The sequence below is a fragment of the Lysinibacillus sp. NPDC093210 genome (genome assembly GCF_044753985.1).
Taxonomy (GTDB): Bacteria; Bacillota; Bacilli; order Bacillales_A; family Planococcaceae; genus Lysinibacillus.
Genome location: NZ_JBIVOE010000002.1, coordinates 226,951 through 248,946, shown reverse-complemented (window position 1 = coordinate 248,946; position 21,996 = coordinate 226,951). Strand labels below are relative to the sequence as shown.

General features: G+C 35.0%; 21 protein-coding genes. 14 read left to right on the top strand and 7 right to left on the bottom strand.

Features of this window, described 5'->3' with window-relative positions; all coding sequences use genetic code 11:
• Positions 1–190 precede the first annotated feature (190 nt).
• Entirely contained in the window at positions 191–796 is a 606-nt protein-coding gene (locus ACIP9C_RS06800) for a trimeric intracellular cation channel family protein (protein ID WP_340825716.1), read from the bottom strand.
• A gap of 147 nt (positions 797–943) precedes the next feature.
• Here ACIP9C_RS06800 and ACIP9C_RS06795 point away from each other — a divergent pair, with 147 nt between their 5' ends.
• From ACIP9C_RS06795 to ACIP9C_RS06780, 4 genes are all read left to right on the top strand, one after another.
• On the top strand, positions 944–2,194 hold the full coding sequence (locus ACIP9C_RS06795; RefSeq protein ID WP_401009392.1) for a methionine gamma-lyase family protein: 1,251 nt from the start codon (positions 944–946) through the stop codon (positions 2,192–2,194).
• A 325-nt stretch (positions 2,195–2,519) separates the two neighbouring features.
• Positions 2,520–2,894 (top strand): MerR family transcriptional regulator, encoded by a 375-nt coding sequence (locus ACIP9C_RS06790; protein WP_340825714.1) that lies wholly within the window; start codon positions 2,520–2,522, stop codon positions 2,892–2,894.
• A 91-nt stretch (positions 2,895–2,985) separates the two neighbouring features.
• Entirely contained in the window at positions 2,986–4,320 is a 1,335-nt protein-coding gene (glnA, locus tag ACIP9C_RS06785) for a type I glutamate--ammonia ligase (RefSeq protein ID WP_401009391.1), read from the top strand.
• 168 nt (positions 4,321–4,488) lie between these two features.
• The gene (locus tag ACIP9C_RS06780) at positions 4,489–4,779 is read left to right on the top strand and encodes a hypothetical protein (RefSeq protein ID WP_401009390.1); all 291 of its coding nucleotides are present in this window, start codon (positions 4,489–4,491) and stop codon (positions 4,777–4,779) included.
• A 28-nt stretch (positions 4,780–4,807) separates the two neighbouring features.
• Here the strand turns inward: ACIP9C_RS06780 and ACIP9C_RS06775 are convergent, their stop codons facing one another.
• Positions 4,808–5,110, bottom strand: a complete 303-nt coding sequence (locus tag ACIP9C_RS06775; RefSeq protein WP_401009389.1) for a hypothetical protein — start codon at positions 5,108–5,110, stop codon at positions 4,808–4,810.
• A gap of 397 nt (positions 5,111–5,507) precedes the next feature.
• Here ACIP9C_RS06775 and ACIP9C_RS06770 point away from each other — a divergent pair, with 397 nt between their 5' ends.
• Entirely contained in the window at positions 5,508–5,822 is a 315-nt protein-coding gene (locus ACIP9C_RS06770; RefSeq protein WP_401009388.1) for a hypothetical protein, read from the top strand.
• Between the two features lie 39 nt (positions 5,823–5,861).
• On the opposite strand, the gene ACIP9C_RS06765 is transcribed toward ACIP9C_RS06770, so the two are convergent.
• Complete coding sequence (locus tag ACIP9C_RS06765) at positions 5,862–6,749, bottom strand: LysR family transcriptional regulator (protein WP_401009387.1); 888 nt, start codon at positions 6,747–6,749, stop codon at positions 5,862–5,864.
• Between the two features lie 106 nt (positions 6,750–6,855).
• On the opposite strand from ACIP9C_RS06765, the gene ACIP9C_RS06760 reads away from it, so the two are divergent.
• The 3 genes from ACIP9C_RS06760 to ACIP9C_RS06750 all read left to right on the top strand — a co-directional run bounded on the left by ACIP9C_RS06760 (position 6,856) and on the right by ACIP9C_RS06750 (position 10,006).
• Entirely contained in the window at positions 6,856–7,680 is an 825-nt protein-coding gene (locus ACIP9C_RS06760) for a sulfite exporter TauE/SafE family protein (protein WP_401009386.1), read from the top strand.
• Positions 7,681–7,887: 207 nt separating this feature from the next.
• A complete protein-coding gene (locus ACIP9C_RS06755) occupies positions 7,888–8,775 on the top strand; it encodes a hypothetical protein (RefSeq protein ID WP_401009385.1) in 888 nt (295 codons plus the stop codon).
• A 436-nt stretch (positions 8,776–9,211) separates the two neighbouring features.
• On the top strand, positions 9,212–10,006 hold the full coding sequence (locus tag ACIP9C_RS06750; RefSeq protein ID WP_401009384.1) for a phosphotransferase family protein: 795 nt from the start codon (positions 9,212–9,214) through the stop codon (positions 10,004–10,006).
• A gap of 359 nt (positions 10,007–10,365) precedes the next feature.
• Here ACIP9C_RS06750 and ACIP9C_RS06745 read toward each other — a convergent pair whose 3' ends face one another.
• A complete protein-coding gene (locus tag ACIP9C_RS06745; RefSeq protein ID WP_401009383.1) occupies positions 10,366–11,217 on the bottom strand; it encodes a helix-turn-helix transcriptional regulator in 852 nt (283 codons plus the stop codon).
• A gap of 121 nt (positions 11,218–11,338) precedes the next feature.
• Here ACIP9C_RS06745 and fabF point away from each other — a divergent pair, with 121 nt between their 5' ends.
• The 4 genes from fabF (at position 11,339) to ACIP9C_RS06725 (ending at position 16,700) form a co-directional block, all read left to right on the top strand.
• Complete coding sequence (fabF, locus tag ACIP9C_RS06740; RefSeq protein WP_401009382.1) at positions 11,339–12,574, top strand: beta-ketoacyl-ACP synthase II; 1,236 nt, start codon at positions 11,339–11,341, stop codon at positions 12,572–12,574.
• Positions 12,575–12,944: 370 nt separating this feature from the next.
• On the top strand, positions 12,945–14,093 hold the full coding sequence (locus tag ACIP9C_RS06735) for a YhgE/Pip domain-containing protein (protein WP_401009381.1): 1,149 nt from the start codon (positions 12,945–12,947) through the stop codon (positions 14,091–14,093).
• A gap of 94 nt (positions 14,094–14,187) precedes the next feature.
• Positions 14,188–14,727, top strand: coding sequence for a PadR family transcriptional regulator (locus ACIP9C_RS06730; protein ID WP_401009380.1), 540 nt, complete (start codon positions 14,188–14,190; stop codon positions 14,725–14,727).
• 410 nt (positions 14,728–15,137) lie between these two features.
• Positions 15,138–16,700, top strand: coding sequence for a sensor domain-containing diguanylate cyclase (locus tag ACIP9C_RS06725; protein WP_401009378.1), 1,563 nt, complete (start codon positions 15,138–15,140; stop codon positions 16,698–16,700).
• A gap of 55 nt (positions 16,701–16,755) precedes the next feature.
• Here ACIP9C_RS06725 and ACIP9C_RS06720 read toward each other — a convergent pair whose 3' ends face one another.
• Entirely contained in the window at positions 16,756–17,088 is a 333-nt protein-coding gene (locus ACIP9C_RS06720; RefSeq protein WP_173478152.1) for a CotD family spore coat protein, read from the bottom strand.
• A gap of 329 nt (positions 17,089–17,417) precedes the next feature.
• On the bottom strand, positions 17,418–17,960 hold the full coding sequence (locus ACIP9C_RS06715) for a DJ-1/PfpI family protein (RefSeq protein ID WP_401009377.1): 543 nt from the start codon (positions 17,958–17,960) through the stop codon (positions 17,418–17,420).
• A 104-nt stretch (positions 17,961–18,064) separates the two neighbouring features.
• On the opposite strand from ACIP9C_RS06715, the gene ACIP9C_RS06710 reads away from it, so the two are divergent.
• Positions 18,065–18,502, top strand: coding sequence for a DUF4362 domain-containing protein (locus ACIP9C_RS06710; protein ID WP_401009375.1), 438 nt, complete (start codon positions 18,065–18,067; stop codon positions 18,500–18,502).
• Positions 18,503–18,531: 29 nt separating this feature from the next.
• Positions 18,532–18,864, top strand: coding sequence for a hypothetical protein (locus ACIP9C_RS06705; protein ID WP_401009373.1), 333 nt, complete (start codon positions 18,532–18,534; stop codon positions 18,862–18,864).
• 125 nt (positions 18,865–18,989) lie between these two features.
• Here the strand turns inward: ACIP9C_RS06705 and ACIP9C_RS06700 are convergent, their stop codons facing one another.
• The gene (locus ACIP9C_RS06700; protein WP_401009372.1) at positions 18,990–21,095 is read right to left on the bottom strand and encodes a sialidase domain-containing protein; all 2,106 of its coding nucleotides are present in this window, start codon (positions 21,093–21,095) and stop codon (positions 18,990–18,992) included.
• Between the last annotated feature and the right edge of the window lie 901 nt (positions 21,096–21,996).

Genomic DNA, 21,996 nt, shown 5'->3' with positions numbered 1-21,996 from the left:
AACGCACGCAGCGTAAGACGCAACAAACCGCGCGTTAGCGAGGGTTGCGGCTTACGTCGTGCCCGCGGAAAGCGCACACCGAAGCGGACATCAACGGTATAGCAGAAAGAGTTCGACTAATATGATGACATTTTTACGTTGTACCCGCGGCAAGCACTCGCCGAAGCGGACATCAACGGTAAAGCCTCTATTAAGCTCGGTTCAACTTCCGTAAAGGCAAACGCCATTTCTTCATATATGAAAGAACTCGTAAAACCGTAATGACACCGAATAATACATATAAGAAAATATCCCCCGGTAGTAATTCCAGTCCAATAAGAAGACCTGCAAGTGCGGCCCATACACCGTAAATTTCATCGCGTAGTACGAGTGGCTTACGTCCAGCTAATAAATCCCGAACAATACCACCTCCTGAACCAGTTAAAACAGCAGCAACAATTACTGCACTAATGGGCATATTGAGTTTGACAGCGTACAATGCACCTTGTATAGCAAAAGCCGATAAACCAATAGCATCTGTGAAATTGCCCCAACGATGCCAATGCTGTATTAAATGATGCGGAAAAATAAAAAATATAGTAATTGCAGCAATCGCAATTTGGAACATCATATCTTGCCCCCACAATGTTGTGACAGGTAGACCAATCAGTAAATTACGAATGGCACCTCCACCAAAAGCAGTTACAATGCCAAGTATATATACACCGAATAAATCGTATTCTTCTTCCATTGCAATTATTGCTCCGGAAATAGCGAAGGCAATTGTCCCGATGATGCTAAAAACTTCCCAAGCCATCACTTTCCCCCCTTATACGAGAATAATTTGTAGTAAGTCCGCCCCTTAGCTTAGCGCATTTAACAGCTAGACACAATAGCAATTTTTGCAGGGTTGCAAACAAATTGATAAGATAGGAAAGAACAATTTGAAACGGAGACGAAAACAATGACTTTTACAACCCATTTAACAGCAGAGACGTTAACATTAGCGGAAAAAATAGAAGAAAAGGTGCGCCCTTATCACACGAAGGTAGAGAATATGGCGTTCATCAATCAGCAAAAGGTACTTGCCGCATTCAGAGCGCATCAAGTAAGCGATTTTCATTTACATCCATCGAATGGCTATGGCTATGATGACGAGGGTCGTGACAATCTTGAGCGTGTTTATGCACAAGTTTTTGGAGCAGAGGCAGCGATTGTCCGTCCGCAAATCATATCTGGTACACATGCGATTACGCTTAGTCTATTCGGTGTGCTACGACCAGGTGATGAATTGCTTTATATTTCAGGTCAACCATATGATACGCTACAATCGATTGTCGATGGTGGTGACAAAGATACGGGATCGCTGAAGGATTATAAAATTGGTTATCGCCATGTAGATTTGATTGATAACAAAGAAATTGATTGGACTGCAGTTGCTGCAGCTCTTACACCAAACACGAAAATGATAGCTATTCAACGTTCAAAAGGCTATGCAACTCGTCCATCCTTTACCATCTCACAAATTGCAGAAATGTGTGAGAAAGTAAGAGAATTGGCTCCAAATGCCGTTATTTTTGTTGATAACTGCTATGGTGAATTCGTGGAGGCACAGGAACCTACAGAAGTAGGTGCTGATTTAATGGCAGGTTCTCTTATTAAAAATCCTGGTGGTGGCTTAGCAAAAATAGGTGGCTATATTGCAGGCCGAGCTGATTTAGTAGAAAAATGTGCTTATCGTATGACATCACCAGGTATTGGGGCAGAAGCAGGTGCAACATTAAATACACTTGGTGATTTCTATCAAGGCTTTTTCCTTGCACCGCATGTTGTTAGTCAAGCATTAAAGGGTGCCATTTTCACAGCAGCAATGCTGGAGGAAATAGGCATGAATACTTTCCCAAGTTATCATGCGGAGCGTACAGACTTAATTCAATCGGTATCATTTAAAACAGCAGAGCAAATGATTGCTTTCTGTCGAGAAATTCAAGCAAACTCTCCAATAAATGCGCACTATGCTCCAGAGCCTGCTTACATGCCAGGCTATGAAGACGATGTGATCATGGCAGCGGGTACATTTATTCAAGGCTCAAGCATTGAACTTACAGCGGATGGTCCAATTCGTCCGCCGTATACAGCATTTATTCAAGGTGGGTTGACATACGAGCACGTGAAATTTGCCATTTGTAGCGCGGTCCAAAGCATACGGAAATAGAAAATGAATAGAAGTTAGACAAGCCCTATCACAGTTTTGTGATGGGGCTTGTCTCGTAATAGTGGGAGGTTGACACTTCAGTACGAATGGAAATTACATTTTGTATAGAACCTTGAAGTGAAAATTAGTATAAAAAGGAGCGAATGGAACTGAAATCTACTGTTTCTTACAAGTTATTAACAAGAAAAAAACTGTAATTTGTATAGTTTTTAACAATTTTTCATCAATTCAAAAAAAAATTAAAAAACCATGTTAGGAAACCTTACATCTTTATTGACAGTGAAAATTATTCGTTATATGATAAGCGGGTATTGGGGGGACTTAAATGAGTCGTGAAATTAGACGAACGATGCCGTTATTATCCATGAGTATCGTGATGCAATTGACCGAGCTTTCGGCACGCCAAATTCGTTATTATGAAGAACACCATTTAATTGAGCCACACCGAACAGAAGGTAATCGTCGAATGTTTTCATTAAATGACGTCGATACGCTTCTTGAAATAAAAGATTACTTAGAGCAGGGTATGAATATGGCGAAAATTAAAAAATTATTTGCTAAAAAATTAGATCCTGTTGCAGCAGAAGAACCTGATTTAACTGACACAGAATTACGTCAAATTATGCGCGAAGAAATGCGTCAAGCACAGCGCATGCAAAAATCATCTATCCGACGTGGGGATTTATCCCGATTCTATTAAATAAATACAAGTATTTTTCAATTGGTCTGTTTTTATTTAGTAGGGTAGGGTAAAGATATAAGCTAGACAATTTATAGGAGTGTGGAAAACTGTGGGTAAATACACAAAAGAGGACATCAAGAGTTTAATCGAAGAAAAAAATGTTAGTTTCATTCGTTTACAATTTACGGATATACTAGGTACAATTAAAAACGTTGAAATTCCTGTTAGTCAACTAGACAAAGCATTAGAAAACAAAATGATGTTCGATGGCTCATCAATTGAAGGTTTCGTGCGTATCGAAGAATCAGATATGTATTTATATCCTGATTTAGATTCTTTCGTAGTGTTCCCTTGGACTTCAGAAAAAGGGAAAGTAGCACGTTTCATCTGTGACGTATACACTGCTAAAGGCGAACCATTCGCTGGTGACCCACGTAACAATTTAAAACGTATCCTTAAAAAAATGGAAGATATGGGCTTCACAAGCTTCAACTTAGGGCCTGAGCCAGAATTCTTCTTATTCAAATTAGATGCAAAAGGTGAACCTACGTTAGAAGTAAACGACCACGGTGGTTATTTCGACTTAGCACCTACTGATTTAGGTGAAAACTGTCGTCGTGATATCGTTTTAGAGCTTGAAGAAATGGGCTTTGAAATTGAAGCTTCTCACCATGAAGTAGCACCTGGCCAACATGAAATTGACTTTAAATATGCAGATGCCATTACAGCATGTGACAATATCCAAACGTTCAAGCTAGTTGTTAAAACAATTGCACGTAAACACGGCTTACATGCAACATTCATGCCAAAACCGTTATTTGGTGAAGCTGGCTCTGGTATGCACTTTAACGTGTCATTATTTAAAGGTAAAGAAAATGCATTCTTTGATGAGTCTACAGAGCTAGGCCTTTCTGAAACAGCAATGCAATTCATGGCAGGTGTCCTTGCACACGTACAAGGATTCACAGCAGTAACAAACCCAACTGTTAACTCTTATAAACGATTAGTTCCTGGTTATGAAGCGCCATGCTACGTTGCTTGGTCTGCACAAAACCGTTCACCACTTATTCGTATCCCATCTGCACGCGGACTTTCAACTCGTGTAGAAGTACGTTCAGTGGACCCAGCAGCAAACCCATATTTAGCGATGGCTGTTATTTTAGAAGCGGGTCTAGAAGGTATTCGCCAACAATTAACACCACCAGCGGCAATTAACCGCAATATCTACGTAATGACGGAAGAAGAGCGCAAAGCAAACGGTATTGCCAATTTACCACCAGCGCTTGACGATGCGTTAACATTACTTGCGCAAGATAAAGTGGCTCAAGCTGCTTTAGGTGAGCACATTTACGCAAACTTCAAAGAAGCAAAAGAAATCGAGTTCGACATGTACCGTACAACAGTACACCAATGGGAACGCGACCAATATTTAAAAATGTATTAATTAAAAGCGTTGGGGCTTTATGTTATCTAGGGTGAAATATTTATAATCAAACTACCAAAAAGGTATTACATTTTAATGATGTAGTACCTTTTTTATTGTATTTATATATAAATATCTATGGTATTATACATAACATTATAATCAAAATATAGGTATAGGAGGATATATATGAGATTTGTTCAGGTATCTTCAAAAACATATAGGGATAATACAGGAAGGAGCATAGACTTTCCTACTCTTCTAGTTGAGTATAATAGAGAGACCATGCTTTTTGAACAATTACACAGATATCAAAAAAAGAATCGTAGGAAAAGCAGAACTTGGCATAAGAAGTTAGTACAAGCAATTGGACTATTGCTTGATTATATGGAAGCTAATCAGAAATATAATTCTTCTCCAAAAGAATTCTTTGATACATTTACGGAGTCTGTTTATTCAGGAACAACTCCTGAATTGTAAGCTAGTTGATTGGATGTTGGCGACCATTTTATTTCATTTGCTCAATTATAGGATACGGCTTATAACTTTCCTTTTTCTTTACATCATAAATATATAAATTCGATTTTCCACCCTCCTCCTTACCTGCTAAATAGGCAATAAATTGACCGTCTTTTGACCACTTTGGAGAGGATACATACTGACCTGTCGTAAGCTGTAGTTCCTTATCACCCTCTTTTATCCAAAGTTGGTGGTCTCGTATGAAAGCAGCTTTAAGTGGGCCTTCAGCAGAAACACCTATTGAAAAATTAAAACCAATAAATAGTATTAATAATAAAACCCTAATTGCCATTAATCCCACCTCTTTATCATAGGATGTTCTTTTGAAGAGATTAAATTCATCCATCAATCATAACAAATGCTGGATTGTTGCTTTTCGCTGATACCATCCTCCATTACCTACACGTTATTTGAATAGCAACAATCTTTTTGGAAATAGCCTTTAATAAAGATGGATAATTTATTATTAAGTTCGATCAATTTATAATAAAGTTTGGTAAAAACTTGTATGGAAATGTAGGGTTTTTACTTATTCAGCAATCGGGCCAGATTGTTGAATAACGATTTTTTAAGATATGTTACCAAACGGCACTTTGGGAATGATATACTTTAAATAATTAATAAAATAGTAAATTTAATCATAAAATGTAATTTTAGTACAAACGGAAAACAATGTGGGAGGCAATATGTTGTTTATAATTAGAACAATTATTTTTTGGTTTGTTATAACAATTAGTATTAATGCATATTTAATGACATTACCTATACTTGTTTTACGCAAAAGAGATTATCCACCTAATTATCTTATTCAACAAAATAATCGAATTGATTTACAAAAAAATACGGAATGTGCAGCATTTTCAACAGCATATCTACTACGGCATTTCGGTATAGAAGCTGAGGGAGAATCGTTATATACACATTTTCCTTGTAAAACGAGACGGGCGCTATTCTGTAACAAGAATCAGCGCTCATTTGCATTAAAGGGCCATATTGTTGAATAACATTCTTTATGAAAAGTTACCAAACGGCTGTTTGATAACTTATTGTTTGTTATTTAAAAGAAAATCTAAAAACAATTCAGAACTAGTATTTAGCTGCATGTTTAATCGTGTGCATACATATACAGGGCGTATAATTTCTATGTTTTTCACATAAATCCTCTGCAGTTGATTAGTATCTAAATACCTTTCAACAGCAATAGATGGAGATAAAGTAATACCATAACCTGAAAGAACTGCATGAACCGATTCCGTTAATCCATTAAAAACTAATCCTATTTTAGGAAATGGCACACCTTGAGTATGACAAATAGATTGAAAAAGTTTTTTTGTTGAACTCCCTTCTTCTCGCATAACAAATGAGTATTGAACAAGTTCATCTAAAGTGACCTCTTTATTTGCTAATTTATGCTTTGGGTGAGTAACAAAATAAAACTCAATATCTTTCCAAGGTTTACTTACTATATTAGACTCATCTATATTTTCAGTAACAATAATTCCTATATCTGCCTTATAATTCAGCAAATTATGAATCATGTCTTTTGTGTTTCCTGATTGAAGTACAAATTGAATATGCTCATTTTCACCTTTATACTTTGAAATGAATGGTGGAAGTATAGCTGTAGCTGGTAAATATGTCGACGCAATGACAATTGTTTCAGCTGCTTGTTTTTTTATATTCGCGATTTTTGTTTCTATCGAGGTTTCTAATGAAAAAAGGTTTTCCGCCTCTTTTGCAAGAATGCGTCCTACTTTCGTTAATTGAATTCCTCTACCTTTCGATTGGATCAATGTCACATCAAGCTCTTTTTCTAAATGGCGAATTTGTATCGTTACAGCTGGCTGACTTAAACATAGATACTCTGCTGCCTTTGTTACATTTTCAAATTCAGCTACCGTTTTAAATATTCTTAAAGCGTGTAGATTCATGAAAATCCCCCTTGTATAAATATTATTTATGAATATTACTTAATTATATATTAGATTAATTGATAATAGCGTTGTATGGTTTGTATAAAAAGTTGAGGGGAAAATAATGAAAACATTGATTAATCTTTCAATGATATTTGCAGGTGGAGTTTTTCTATTATTACAAATCAATTCTACAACAAACATCTCGTTTCTCAGTATCCTGATTTGCATTGGCATGTTAGGTTCATTTATAGGGACACTTGCAGGAGGCGGGGGCTTAATTACGTTACCTGCAATGCTATTACTTGGAATTCCTATTCATTTTAGTATCGCAACAAATAAATTTTCTTCAGGAATCGCATCATTTTCTAGTTTATTTGTTCTTCTAAAGACAAAAGAGTTGAATATGAAAATAATGAAATCCTACATTATTTCTTCGATTATCGGAGGAGGCTTTGGTGCGCTAGTTACGTCAATTCTTCCAGAGAAATGGCTAAATCTAATTGCAATTTGTTTGCTCATATTTACATTCGTTGTATCTATTAAAAGTAAGAAATGGTATAGCGAACTACAAGCAAATAATACAAACCTTAATAATAATCGTTCTTCTAAAGTGATGTCATTCTTGATTGGGATGTATGATGGTGGATTTGGTCCTGGGTCAACAACATTCAGTATTTTATACTTTATAAAATCTAAAAATACTTATGTAAAGGCAACACAAATGAGCAAAGTGTTGAATTTCGGTAGCTGTTTTGGGGCATTTTTCATTTTTTTTAAGACAGGTTTTTTACAATGGGATTATGCAATTGCTATGGCTACTGGATCTATCATTGGTACACAAGTTGCATTAAAAATCGTTTCAAAAATACCATTAAAAATTGCTAAAGGGTTAGTAACTACCATCCTAATTTTATTAATCGTTCAAGTAGCATGGCAATTTAAATAGATATGCAGTACTAAATCATGATCTTCCGCAATCGAGCGCGTTTCTTTAATAAGGAATGCGTCTTCCTCTATTAAAGGGCCAGATTATGAAGTGACTTTATTAATTGTTTCGTTAAGATTGTGAAGAAGTGTACTTATGCCAACATGGCAGTTTAGTTGAATCAAAATGTTATAATATTATTAAAATTCAAGAAATGGAGTTTGGATAATGAAGAGTATTAAAAGATTGATTCAAGTCATCTTAGCAAGTACATCAATCCTAATTCTTAGTGGATGTTTCTCTAAAGATGATCTGAATCAACCAATACAAGAATATTTAGATACAAACTATGGAATACAAGGTGAGTTTTCTGTTATTCGGACAAGTAATAATTGGTTTGAAGGGATTGACCATCAAACTTATATAGAAATGAAAAAGCCATATCGTGCTTATCCGTACCTAATGATTGATAGAGATACTTTGAAGATTTTAGAAAAAGAAAGTCATGACGATATTTACCTTTCACAATTCAAGGGTGCATATATTGAGCAACATCCAAAGGTAGTTCAAGTAGTTGAACAGATAATAACAAAATATGGTTTAGTGAAATACCCTAATGAATATGCACCAGAAAGAAATGCCCCAGTTTCAATATTTCCCTACGACAATATTGAGATAGGTGTAGCTAATTATCAAGAGCTACTTGACGATTTTAAAACGACACAAAAGATAGATACTGCTAAACTTTTACCTACACTGATACCAAGTGACCCAAAAAATAATATTCCTGATGATGAGCATGGCAGGTTTGCAACGAAACTAGGAGTGGTGAATTTTTATTTTAAATTTGACATAAATGAAAATAAACACCCTATTCCAAACGCCAAAGAATTAATTGAGGACTTCCAAAAAAGTGAAGTATTAGCAAAGGGTATATACAGTATCTATATGCTCGTAGATGACTCAAAACATTTTGGGGGATGGGGACATAATAGTGTAGTTTTGTTTGAAGTTGACGAAAATGGGGAATATACAATAATTGCCACTCCTGAATATGGTGATTTTTGGGACACTTACTTTTATGGTGATTACGCAACAAAAAAATATATAGAATAGAATTTTAGGTTGAATTACTTAATTGGAATTGACTAAAAATACACATGGTGCTACCCCTATTAGTAATATTTTGTAATTAGGATTAGCGCTTGTTTTCATTAAAGGGGAAGATTAATTTAATATAAAACTGAGTATGAAAACTGCGCTTATATTCGTTATGGAGAACTGTATGTAATTAAATGTCGAGTCTATATGGTACCAAGATTTAATATTCGTTATTCAACAATCGGGCGCATTTCTTTAGTAAGGAGGAATGCGTCTTTCTTCATTTAAGGGCCCGTTTGTTGAATAACATCGTTAAGGAAATTCAGGATAATTATGTTAAAATTTAGGTTAGAGTGTGTATTAATGTAATTAAACTAACGAAGCAGGTTAGTTTAAAATTTAAATGTAGATAAGAAATATTACAATCATTTACTAGATGGGGTGTACTCAATTGCTACCAATTCAAACCGAAGAAATTCCAAGTGAAATACAAGAATATCTAAGCAAGATTAATTCTTTGAGATTTCCTCGACAAGGTTATAGTTCGAATGTTGGATTGATTGAAAATAATCAAGGATTTTATGCACTCAAGCGAACAAAGGGAAAATTAAATTGTTCTTTGCTAAATCGAGAAGTAAAAGTTATAAACTGTTTGACTCATGAAACAAAATTACCTATTCCGAAGGTTAAGAAATTCATTGAACAAAATTCGCAGAAGGAATCCTGGGCTCTTATTGAGTTTATAGAGGGGGAAACTCTAAGAACAGCTTTATTTAACGAAAAAAGTAAGGAAAAACGACAAGAAATAATATTTAACTTTGGAAATCTATTGTGGCAAATCCATTCAACCCCTTGTCCTAATGAACTTATAGGTGAAAGACCTTGGCTAGATCAAATGTTATATCAGGCAGAAATAAATTTGAAAAAACACAATGTGGATGGAACTGAAGAATTATTAGAAAAAATTAAATCCATTAAACCGAAAGTATATAACCAAACGCTCATACACGGAGATTTTACGATTGATAATGTTTTAGTTTCCAACGGATTAATTACAGGCGTAATAGATTGGGGTGGTGGAGCTTACGGAGACCCGAGATATGACATATCATTAGCTATTCGCCCTAAACCCAATGCCTTTGAGAATGAAATAGATAAACAAATTTTCTTTGAAGGGTACGAGGGGGAAATAATTGATGATAATGTTTACGATTATTTTGTAAAAGGGTTATATGAGTTCTTTTAATTAATGATTCATTGTTACTCAACAATCGGGCGCGATTCTGTAACAAGAATCAGCGCTCGTTTTCATTAAATGCTATCGTACCAAAATGATTTTAGAAAATGATGTAGTGGCGCAATTTCCGCAGTTCCAAAGAATGCAAACTTATATAAGTATGCCAGATTATTGGAAACCTTGGATTACGGAGAAATTAATGAAACTCCACTTTGGTTGATGAATTAAAGGAAAAGTTGGTTAGCGTTGCAGACAAATTAAGAAATAAATTTCAAAAATCATAGTAACAAGAACTTTAAATGTTCTTGAATGAAGTTTAGGAAGTTACAAATGCCCAAGAAATGCTGTGGTCTGCCAACAAATCCGTTTTATTTTTCAGCGGATACCTTCTTCATTAACCGCTTTAATTTATCCTCTGTTTCTGTTTCCTCTGCAGGTGTATAAATACTGCAACGTAAATCCATATCACCTTGAACTTGAAGAGAAGTTAGATTAAACAACATTTTTCCTGCTTTTGCATGTCTGAACTCGATAATCATTTCTGGCGCCTTACTCACTTGACTTTCTTGCCATAAATCTCGGAATTCTTGATGGGAATGACTCATGTCCTCAATAAATTGGTTGTACCATTCATCACCTAAATAGTGTCCATAGTAGGTACGAAAAATAGCAAGAAAACCTTTCGCAAAATGTTCCCAATTGACGGCTAACGCTTTAAATTCTTTTCTAGTGAACACTAAACGAATCAAATTTCTTTCATTGTATGGTACTTGGTCAAAGTCTAAAAAAACATGCGCAGCAGCAGCGTTCCAACCGACAATATGACAATGGCGATCCGTAATAATCGTTGGACAAAATGTTAATTCAGCTAATATTCGTTTTAATGCAGGGCTAAGCTCTGAAGAATTCTTTTTTAGATTTGTCATTTCAGATTTTACATCTAATGCAAGGTTGTATAAGTAGTCTGTTTCATCATTACTCAATTGCAAAGCAGTAGCAATACAATCAAGCACACTTGCAGATACTTTAATATCTCTTCCTTGCTCTAGCCATGTATACCAAGTAGTACTTACACCTGCTAATTGGGCAACTTCTTCTCTGCGTAACCCTGGTGTTCTTCTCCGCGTTCCGGCAGGCAAACCGATAGACTCGGGCTTTATTTGGGCACGTTTCGATTTTAAAAATGTCGACAAAGCTTCAAGCCTATTTTTATCATTCAAGTTAATAACACCTCAGTATCATTTTTTTCCTAGTAGTTATTATACCAGGATAAACAGTGTCTTGTAATAGGATATTAACGATGTAAAATACAACTATAATATTGATTTGGAGGAATGAAAAATGGAGAGAGTTGTGATTACTGGAATGGGAGTAGTTTCTCCTTTAGGCAACGACGTTAAAACATTTTGGAACAATTTGATGAATGGGCAATCGGGCATATCAATGATTGATACATTTGATACTACAAATCAAAAGACAAAAATTGCAGGTATTATTAAAGATTTCAAAGCAGAGGAAGCGTTAGGTAAGAAAGAAGCAAGAAGTTTAGATCGTTTTGCTCAATTTGCCTTAGTTGCGGCAGAACAAGCATGGCAAGATGCCAATTTAGACCTCAATCAAATAGATGCAGAAAGATTAGGCGTATACGTCGGCTCAGGTATAGGTGGAATTGAAACTTTCATTGAAAATATTGATGCGCTTAGACAGAAAGGGCCACGAAGAGTTAGCCCAACTTTAGTACCTGCCATGATGGCTAATGCTGCTGCAGCTCAAATTAGTATTAAGTGGAAAGCGATGGGTCCTTCCATGTCACCTGTTTCAGCTTGTGCAATCGGAAATACAGCTATCGGAGAAGCATTTAGATTAATTCGTTACGGTGAAGTAGATGTTATGTTTGCAGGTGGAACAGAGGCTGCGATAACAGATTTATCGATAGCTAGCTTTGGAAATGCTACGGCATTATCAACAAGAAACGATGAACCTGCTATGGCTAGCCGTCCATTTGATGACAACCGTGATGGATTTGTTATGTCAGAAGGGGCTGGCATTTTAATTTTAGAATCTTTATCACATGCATTATGTCGAGGGGCAAAAATATATGCAGAAGTAATTGGCTATGGTGCAAGTTCAGACGCACATCATATCGTAGCCACGCATCCAGAAGGCGAGGGAGCCTATCTTGCCATGAGATCAGCTTTAAAAAATGCCAATATATCGCCTGAAGAAATTGATGTCATTAGTGCTCATGCGACAAGTACAAAAGTAGGGGACATTTCTGAAACGATGGCTATTAAGCAGTTGTTTGGCCAACAAGCTTATCAAATCCCAGTAACAGCAAATAAATCAATGCTTGGTCATATGCTAGGAGCGGCTGGTGGAGCGGAGGCAATTGCATTAGCGATGAGCTTAAAGGAAGGAATCATTCCTCCTACTATCAACTTAGAACATCCCGATTCATTATGTGATCTAGATTATGTACCATCTGTTGCTCGTCATGTGAATATAAATACCGGATTATCGAACTCATTTGGCTTTGGCGGTCATAACGCAGCAATTGTTTTAAAGAAATATGAATGAATTTATTAATCAATTGAAATAATTCTTTTCATACAGAAAATGAGACGGGATAGTAATAAAACTAAAAAAGCGTTGGAGCTATACGTCCAACGCTTTTTATTGTTCAAATATAAATATCTTTATACGCTCCCTGATTACAAATAATACCTAAATTTCTAAGTCTGAACTTGTAAACGTTATCAAAGAGATTCTATTTCACACTTTAGACAAATTATAAAAATTAATATTAGTAGGCTATATGTATTGATTGCAAAGTAAATAGTATTTTTGTAGAATTACACTCACGGTTTAATTAAACTACTTAAATTAAACTATTCTGTTTAAATTATAAATTGGAAAAACAGGTTTGTAGAAGGGGAGTACTAATTAAATGAAGTTTAAAGAGTTTTTGAAAACGAAGGGTGCAAAAGGCTCTATTTTTATGGGGATCTTATATGCGGTCTGTATGTTGGGTATCTTTTTACCAGGGTACACAGCAATACCAGGCAATATAGATCAATTACCGATTGCCATTATTAATGATGATAAAGGGGAATATGGCGCTCAAATAGCTGATAGTTTAACTGAACAGCTGCCATTCGAGGATATTCAAACAGACATCTCAAATAAAGAGGCTATAAAAGATTTAGAAAAAAACGACTTAGCTTTAGTTGTTCACATTCCAGAAACGTTTTCAGCTGATTTACAAAAAGGAGATATATCATCTAGCATTGATTTCTCAATCAATGAAGCTGGTGCAACAGCAGTGTCATCTTCTATGCAACAAATCGTAATGCAAATTAATGCACAACTCAGTGCACAATTTTCACAACAAACAGCTCAAGGAATTTTAATGAACTTACATATTCCAAAAGAGCAAGCAGCAGAACTAGCGGCGCAAATTGAAAATAGTTATGTAGGAAATATTGTTACAATAAATGACGTGCCAGATGGTATGCATAACAATATGCTACCAATGTTCTTAACAATGGCAATTTATGTTGGGGCTATGATTGGTGCGATGCAATTAGTAGGTGCATTTAAAGCGAGTCGTGGGAAAGCAACGAAAACACGTTTATTTATCTACATGCAATTAACATCAATTTTTATCGGTATGTTAGCTGGTTTAGTATCAACAGCAATGTCATTTGCAATCAATGATTTATCTGGAGCAGATTCATTCTTCCAAATTTGGGGTCAACAAATTTTAAACTATTGGGCATGCTTTAACTTCACTGCAGTTTTCGTTTTATTAGTTGGTGAAGCAGGTATGATTTTAAATATTCCAGTTCTATTAATCCAAACAATCGCAAATGGTGCAACAATCAATCGCGATATGATGTATTTACCGTATAAATGGATGAGTCATATTTCACCAATGTATTATTCTGTTCAAGCATACTTTAACAGTATTTTTGGTAGTGTGAGCGCGGCTCCGTTCGTTTTAGGATTAACAACAGTTGGTTTTGTAGCAATGGTCATTAATGTTCTTATTGTTTGGGTACTTCATAAACCACTACCAGTAGCTGTGGAGAAGTAGTTTTTTTAGAATTTATCAAAGGCTTAAAATTCTGATGAAGTAAATCGTTAGTTTTGATAAAATAGAACTAATATTTGCCTAAGGAGCTGAAACAATGGCAATTCAAATTTTCATTCTTAGCAAGCTTATGCAAGGAGATAATTATCCTTATAATTTAAAAAAACAAATCTCAGAATTACAGTCCCTTGATTCGATAAATGGTTTAACGGAAAGTAAGTTATATTATCATTTTGAATCATTAGCGAAGCAAGGACTAATTGAGACGAAAGAAGTTATAAAAGAGGACAATCGACCAGATAAGCATGTGTTTTCCATTACGGAAAAGGGCCGCGATGCCTTGCCAAAAAAGATTTATAAATCTCTTGAAAGTGCAAATACGATAGGTGATATGGTTATCGGTTTAGCGAATATGGAATATGTTGATCGTGATAAAATCATCCATATTTTAGAAAAAAAGTTAAGCGGTATGCATTCGAAATGGGACAATCTTTTTAAAATGGACAGACATCATTTAGTTAAACCTGGTGTAGAAGTACTGGCGGATTTTGTTAGCGACTATGCGAATTTTAGAATACAAGGTTCTATACAGTATTTAGAAAGATTAATTGAGCATGTTCGAAAAGAAGAAATATAAGAAAAAGACTATTTACAATTATTGTGAATAGTCTTTTTTGTAATGAATTATCATCTCGTACATAAAATTCGGTTGCTATATAATAGAATAGTTGCGTTTCAAGTAACGTATCTACTTTTAAAAGAGATATCTAAATAATCATAAAAATATACATTAATTTAGAGAATTTTACTAAAAATAATAAAATATTGAGTTTATAGTTTCGTATTTAAACCAAAAAAATGATTAAAAGTTTAGTTTTACAATTACGGTATAGGTCTTTAACAATACTTCTTTTACAAATACTTTTAATATATACAAGAAATTTGTAAAATAAAATGAAATTTGTGTTTTAATAGATAGTGGAAAGTGAGTCTTTCAACTTAATTAATAAGATGTCCAAAATACATAAATAGGAGTAATAAAAAACAATGAAATCAACACAATTAAGGCTAAAGCATTTAATAATGGGTTTAGCTATGGCAGCATTTTTCCTTACAAGTATCGGTAGCTTATGGAGTGGCTATCGCATGAATGTTGATTCGATCAAGGAAAATTCGCTTGAAACCAATCGTGTATATGCACAAAAATTAGCAACTACCGCAAGTGCATACTTAGAAGAAGCCTTTCAAATTTTAGGATATAGTGCGGGCAATATAGAATCTATCATGAACGACGAGGCTGCCTTGGATCAGGAAACAGATCGTTTAAAAATGCAAAATAATATGTTTAACTCTGTCATTGTGTCCAATGCAGATGGTTTAGTATTGTCTGTATCACCTCCTTCTGTAGATGTCAAAGGTAAGTATTTAACCTCTGTAGGGGGGAAAGAGGCATTATCTAAAAGAATCCCTCTTGTATCCAAACCATATGAAGGCATAACAGGAAGACTAATTATCTTTATTTCATATCCTATATTTTCAGCGAACAAAGAATACTTAGGAATGGTAGCAGGTACAATTTATTTAAAGGAAAAGAATGTATTTAACTTGCTATTAGGAGAGCATTATTACCATGACGGTTCGTATGTTTTTGTAGTAGATGCAGATGGACGTATTATTTACCATCAAGATCCAACGCGCATTAACGATGTTGTCATAAAAAATAAAGCTGTTCAAGAAGTTGTTGCTGGAAAAAATGGCGCAAAGCTAGTAACGAATACAAAAGGGGTAGAGATGCTGGCAGGATATAGTGCAGTACCGTTAGCAGGGTGGGGAGTCGTTTCCCAAAGACCGCTAGATGTAGCGCTAGAGCCTTCGTTCGATCGAGTACAAGATGTAGCGATTAAGGCTATCCCTCTTATGCTATTATCAATCATCATTTTACTATGGACAGCGGCGCGAATTGCCCGCCCATTGCAACAGTTAGCAACGTTAACGGAAGAAAGTTTAGATTCACGAAATGTAGAAGGGTTAAAGTCCGTACGCAGTTGGTACTTTGAAGCGTATTATTTAAAAAGTGCCCTTATTCGAAGTTTGTCCTTTTTGCAGGGGCAAGTATCTTATTTTAAAGATCAATCGACAACAGATCCTTTAACTGGTGTAACGAATCGACGCACAATGGATGCCATGCTATATGAATGGCAGAAAAAACATATGATGCATTCGATTATTTTACTTGATTTAGATCATTTCAAGAGCGTTAATGATACCTATGGTCATGCAGTAGGAGATAAAGTACTGCAATTTTTAGCAAAGAAGATGAAAGCTGTAGCACGGGAACACGATATTTGCTGTCGGTATGGTGGTGAGGAATTTATTATCTTATTGCCAAATACGTCTGTTGAAGAGGCAGCAACTGTAGCCGAAAATTTAAGACAACAATTAGCAAATGCGAATAGCCCATGTGGACGTCCAGTAACATTATCAGCTGGGGTTGCGGAGTATCCGAAAATGGCTAGTACGACAGAAGCCCTTTTTGAAGCAGCAGATGGTGCCCTGTATCTTGCTAAGCAAGCGGGTCGAAACCAAGTGAAGATTGCTGGAAAAGAATAGTGCAGCCTATAGATGAGAAAAGCGATGAGACAAAAAGTGTCTCATCGCACAAAAATTAATACCCCATACCCATGCCCATATGTTTATGGTGACCCATATGGTGTTGTGGCATATGGCAGTGATTGTGTGGCATACCGCATAGTGTATGGTTTTCACAGCACTCGTTTACTACGTTTTCAGTGCATGGGAAGTAGTATTGATGATCAATGATATGTTTGTTAACAGTTGTGATATGTGCTGGCTGAACGTGTGGTACAACTGTATGGATATAATTTGTGCGAACATATTGCTCTGGTGGTAAAAATTGTGGTGGATCAAATTGTGTTGGCATTGTTTGTGGTGGGCAGCATTGTGGTCCTCTTCCATGGTGACGCTTACGATTAAACATGTTATTACCTCCTGTTTTGATAAGTTGTGGTTCATAATTAACATATGAGATGTAAGACTAAGTGGTCTATTTGTATGCCTATTAAGGGCTAGTTAAATCTCTTAACTGCCACAGAGCAGTGAAATTTCGTGGCATGTAATGTTTATTTTCCAAAAAGGAAAGCTGTTGTATTTGAGGAATGTATCAATTTGTGAAAATCATTTATCGTTGGATACAGCCAAAAAGTGAAAACCTGCAGCCTTCTGAAAATAATAAGAGCAGTTGGGATAGAGCCTAGAGAAAAAGGATAGTTCTCGTCAAGAACTTGGCGACAGAACTATCCTTTATTTTTATGCTTGATACCAATTTTCATCAAAATTAAGCTGTAGCGCCTTACCAAAAGCAACACCAAACTGAATAAAACCTCTTCCTCTTGCAGTAATAATCGGACCATCCTGGACGATTAAATCGTCAGAGTAATAGTTTAGGTCAAAAACCCCTAATTGCTGCATACCTTCAATTGACAAGCCAACTGTATAATTTTTGCCCTTTAATATACCAGCCTTAGCTAAAAGGTATGGAGAGCTTGAAATACTAGCAATGATTGCTCCATTAGAACTCATTTTTCTAATAAAATCGATTAGCTCTTGCGCATCTACTAATGTCATAATGTCCAAACAGCCAGGTAATAACAGACTATCAAACTCGTCTAAATTGACTTTGCAAAGTTGTATATCTGCTAAACAAGATAAACCTGACTCACCTTTAATGCTGCTATTCTTATTTAAACCAACTGTCACAATAGGTTTATTCCCTTGCATTAATATTGATAATGCTACACTTAATTCATATTCACTAAATTGCGGGTATAACAATACGGCAGTTTTTTTCACTTTAATCACATCTCCAATAGGTTCAAGGATACAATATTAATTTTACAATATATTGGAAATTTAGTGTATAATATATAAAAAAGATGAAGGACATATACTAAATAATGATGAAAAATGTAATGTTTTTAACGTTTATTTTCATAAGTATGCTTGTCTTAATGGGCTGCTCAAAAAGTAGCTATAGTTCAGCAGATGCCATTAAAAAAGGGGATATTACGGTTACACCTAGTGAGGTTCACAACCTAGAGCGTTTTGAGCAATTTTTGCAGAGCATATCAAAGCAGCAAGAGGACAAGATTCGGGTGACATCCTATACCATCGAAGGTGATCCTATTTTTCAGGATTTACATTATGATGGGGACACCATTCAATATTCATACGATAACACTAATGATGCATTCGGTGGACAAGATAAAGGAATTAAAACAGAAATTTGTACATCGATAACTAGCAAAGGTAAGATGCAAGGCAAAATAGAATATTATATTGCTGGTTGTGAGGACAATTTCGACTATTATCTATTGGAGGTAAGCGATCGCTGATAAAATATGAGAACCAAGGAGATAGGCTATTGAAATACATTGTGACTTTGATGTGCCTGCTACTATTGCTATTGTATTTTTATAAGACACCAATTTTAGATAGTAAAGATGCAGTTTTAAAGGCAGAAATGTATTTAAATAATCCTCCTCAACATACCTATACTGCGCAAATGAATGTGAATGTAAAGGAACTGACTGCTGAACAAATAAATACACAATTACACAATCAAACTGGCATGTTAAATCTAATGTTTAACCGTAAAGAATGGGTAATTATGCTCCAATTTGATAATAGAAATCCAACTGTCGTGTTAGATGCTCATAATGGGAAACTTATTCAAATAATAGGAGCAACCAATTAGATTACAAAAAAATATCAAGGGCTTCTGGAGGCCCTTGATATGCTACTACTATATTATTGTACGAATGCTTTTTTCTTAACTTGTCTCCATTATCAAATAGCAATACAACGCTCGGAATGGGTGAGTTAATTCATAATGTCATCAATAGTTAAAGTTGTGTACTTCAATACATTTTTTAAATGTAACTCATTTCTAGACCACGCATCATATTTTTCATACAATAAACCGATTTCATGATTTGGTAACTCGGTTAGTGCTGAATATGAATATCCATATTGCGGATAATCGACATCATACTTGTGATTCCAGTCGATTGTATTTGTAGATTGATTGATGAATCCTACCCATAACTGTCCATTTCTCCGGCCATTTGTGGAATTTGGTGTACTTAATATTACTGCCTCTTTGCCATTTATTAGCTGAGAATATTTAATAATCGACAGTTGTGTACCATAAGAGGTATTTTCCACGATGTCTAGATATTTCACTTCACTCCAACTATCTCCACTATCTAAACTCGTCATATATCCTATTTTGCCTGTTGTCGTTCTTAAATATGTTTGAATGACACCTGGTTTAATTTCCACCATTTGTGCTTCGGCAGTTGCATTCGTAAACGGCAGTGGAGCGGTTTTATGTGTCCAAGTTAGCCCATTGTCGTCGCTAATAATATATACCATTTGCTTACTTGCATATGATGAAAAGATAATACGATTCGTGTCAGCTAAGACCAAACCTTGTCCAGGGCTTAAGTATGAAGCGTTAGAATTTAATCCAAGGAAAGGCGGTAATAATAGCGGTGCATTCCAAGTTTCCCCTGAATTATTACTTGTCGTATAGCCTATATAGTTCGTAGGTGTAATTTTCAATAAGGAATCTTTGTAAAAGATATTCATTTTAACTTGATTGCCATTTTTGAATTCAACTAGATTACCGTTTTCAAACTTGACAGAGTACTGCTCCACATTTAAATATTCATGGTTCTTTTTTATATTGTAGTAACTATCCACACTATATTCAGTTGGTGTATTTGAAATATCATTATAAATTACACCGTTTTCACGAATGGAATAATTATATGCCGATTCAGAGCCATATTTCAATTTTAGATAGAACTGTCCATTTATTGATTTGTAACCTGAATCCGTTTTTAATGCATTCTGATTTCCAATACCCGCAGGCATAAAATCAGACATCAAAATTACCTTATTGTTCTGTTTATCCTCCACTAATGCAGAATCAATAAAAGAGGCACTACCACTTATTTGAATATTTTTACCTACGTCATCCCTAGGCCAATCAATTGTTTGTTCTGCATAGTCATCAAATTTTAAGGCTAGTTTGGGATTGGACCAAGTCACCCCATTATCATCACTATATGAGGTAGCAATATTTATTTTACTTTTAGAATCATGTGTCCCTCCGTATCTAGCGTCTACACTTGCAAGAACTCTTCCATTACTTAGCGTATATAAAGCAGGAATTCTGAAATAATTAGCTTTTGTTGTATCCCCAGCTTTAAAAATCAAGTTGTTTGTAGTGGAATTTGTCGTTTCATTGATCAGTTGGTCATTAGATAACGATTCATTAAATATTTTTAGTGATTCTATTTCTCCATTAAACTTAAAGTCTAGTTTCCCTTCTCGGTTAACCCCACCTAAAATAAAGGAATTTGCTCCTGAAATTTTGTTAATTGGTTTAAAATTTGAAGCTTTACTTTCAACAATTTTTTCACCATTAGCATATAACGTATACGTACCTTGTTGTGAGTTTGAAACAAATGCTACAGTGTTAGAAACCTCTCCATTCTCATCTTTTCCCCATAGAGAAGCGGGTCTTGCAATCAAATAATTAATACTTTCATTGGCGTCTCTTACTTCGACACCCAATTCACCATTATTTCGTAAAAAAATATCAAAATAATTATTTTTATAGCCAATGTCTTTATTTGATATTCCAAACAAAGCTTGCAATGCATTTTGATTGTTGGACTTAAACTTAATGATTATTGTAGAACTTTCCGATGTAAGAGCTTGTTGTAGTTCATTCGTTACATCTAATCCTTGGTTATTTAACACTATATTATTCTTTTCAAAAATTGGTGTACTAACGTATTGTGTTTGATTACTTGTAACATTAGTTTCTGCACTTGCATAAGTTGGACTCACTTGACCAAAACCAAGCCCTAAGAGCAGTGTAGAGATACCGATTACCTTAAAAGTATATTTCATATTTAAGCCTCCCTCGTATATTTGTTTAAGAGTTTCTGTGAAAAGAGTTTTCAGTTGATTCAAATTGTCTTACATGTGCGCTATAATCCTAAATTTGTGAAACGAAAGCAAGTACGTGTTAAAGATATGTTGTTACGCCTTACAACTTTAAGTTACTAGCTTTATTCTTTTACAGCAAAACGACAAAATCGAATATATTAACACCTCCTTACAAAATCAACGCATTAAAATATACTGAGTAATAAGGATTTTATCCTACATTTTTAAGTGTAGGAATATATTTTCCTCAAATGAAATGCGTACACATGTGAATTATACATATATTCCGAAAATTCTCAACATTAACATTTTTAAAAAATCCTTAATGAAATCAACTTGTCATTCACAGAAAAAGATTGGTGGAACCTATGCGTTGCTTACAATATTCTTTATGTAAGTGCGATGAAAATCGGATTATTATTGGTGGATTTTTTTTTCAAAAACTTAAAATATAAAGAAAATTATTTACAATTAATTTTTAATTTGGTATATTTCATTTGAAAGCGGTAACAGATAAATATTGAAAAAAGAAAGGGGGAAAATGACATTAAAGAGATTTAAATAAGTTTTTCCAGCTTTTTATGCTTGTTAAGACGACCCGAAAAATGGGGTGCACGGGTATTATGTAGGCATGAGTATTGGAGAATATATTTATGGAAAGTTTGAATCTCGAATGAAAACGCACATTAATTGCCCACCTAGAAGCATTAACAACAGAGGAATGTACGGCGTTTGCGCGCTAGTCCTTTAACTAGATATATCTGAAATTTCAGTTTTTGTGTTGTTCCAATCTTTCTAGAAAGCTTTTTAAGAAGTTAATAGAAAATAAAAGAAGTATTGGTGCGTTCCATGTTCTTATGGG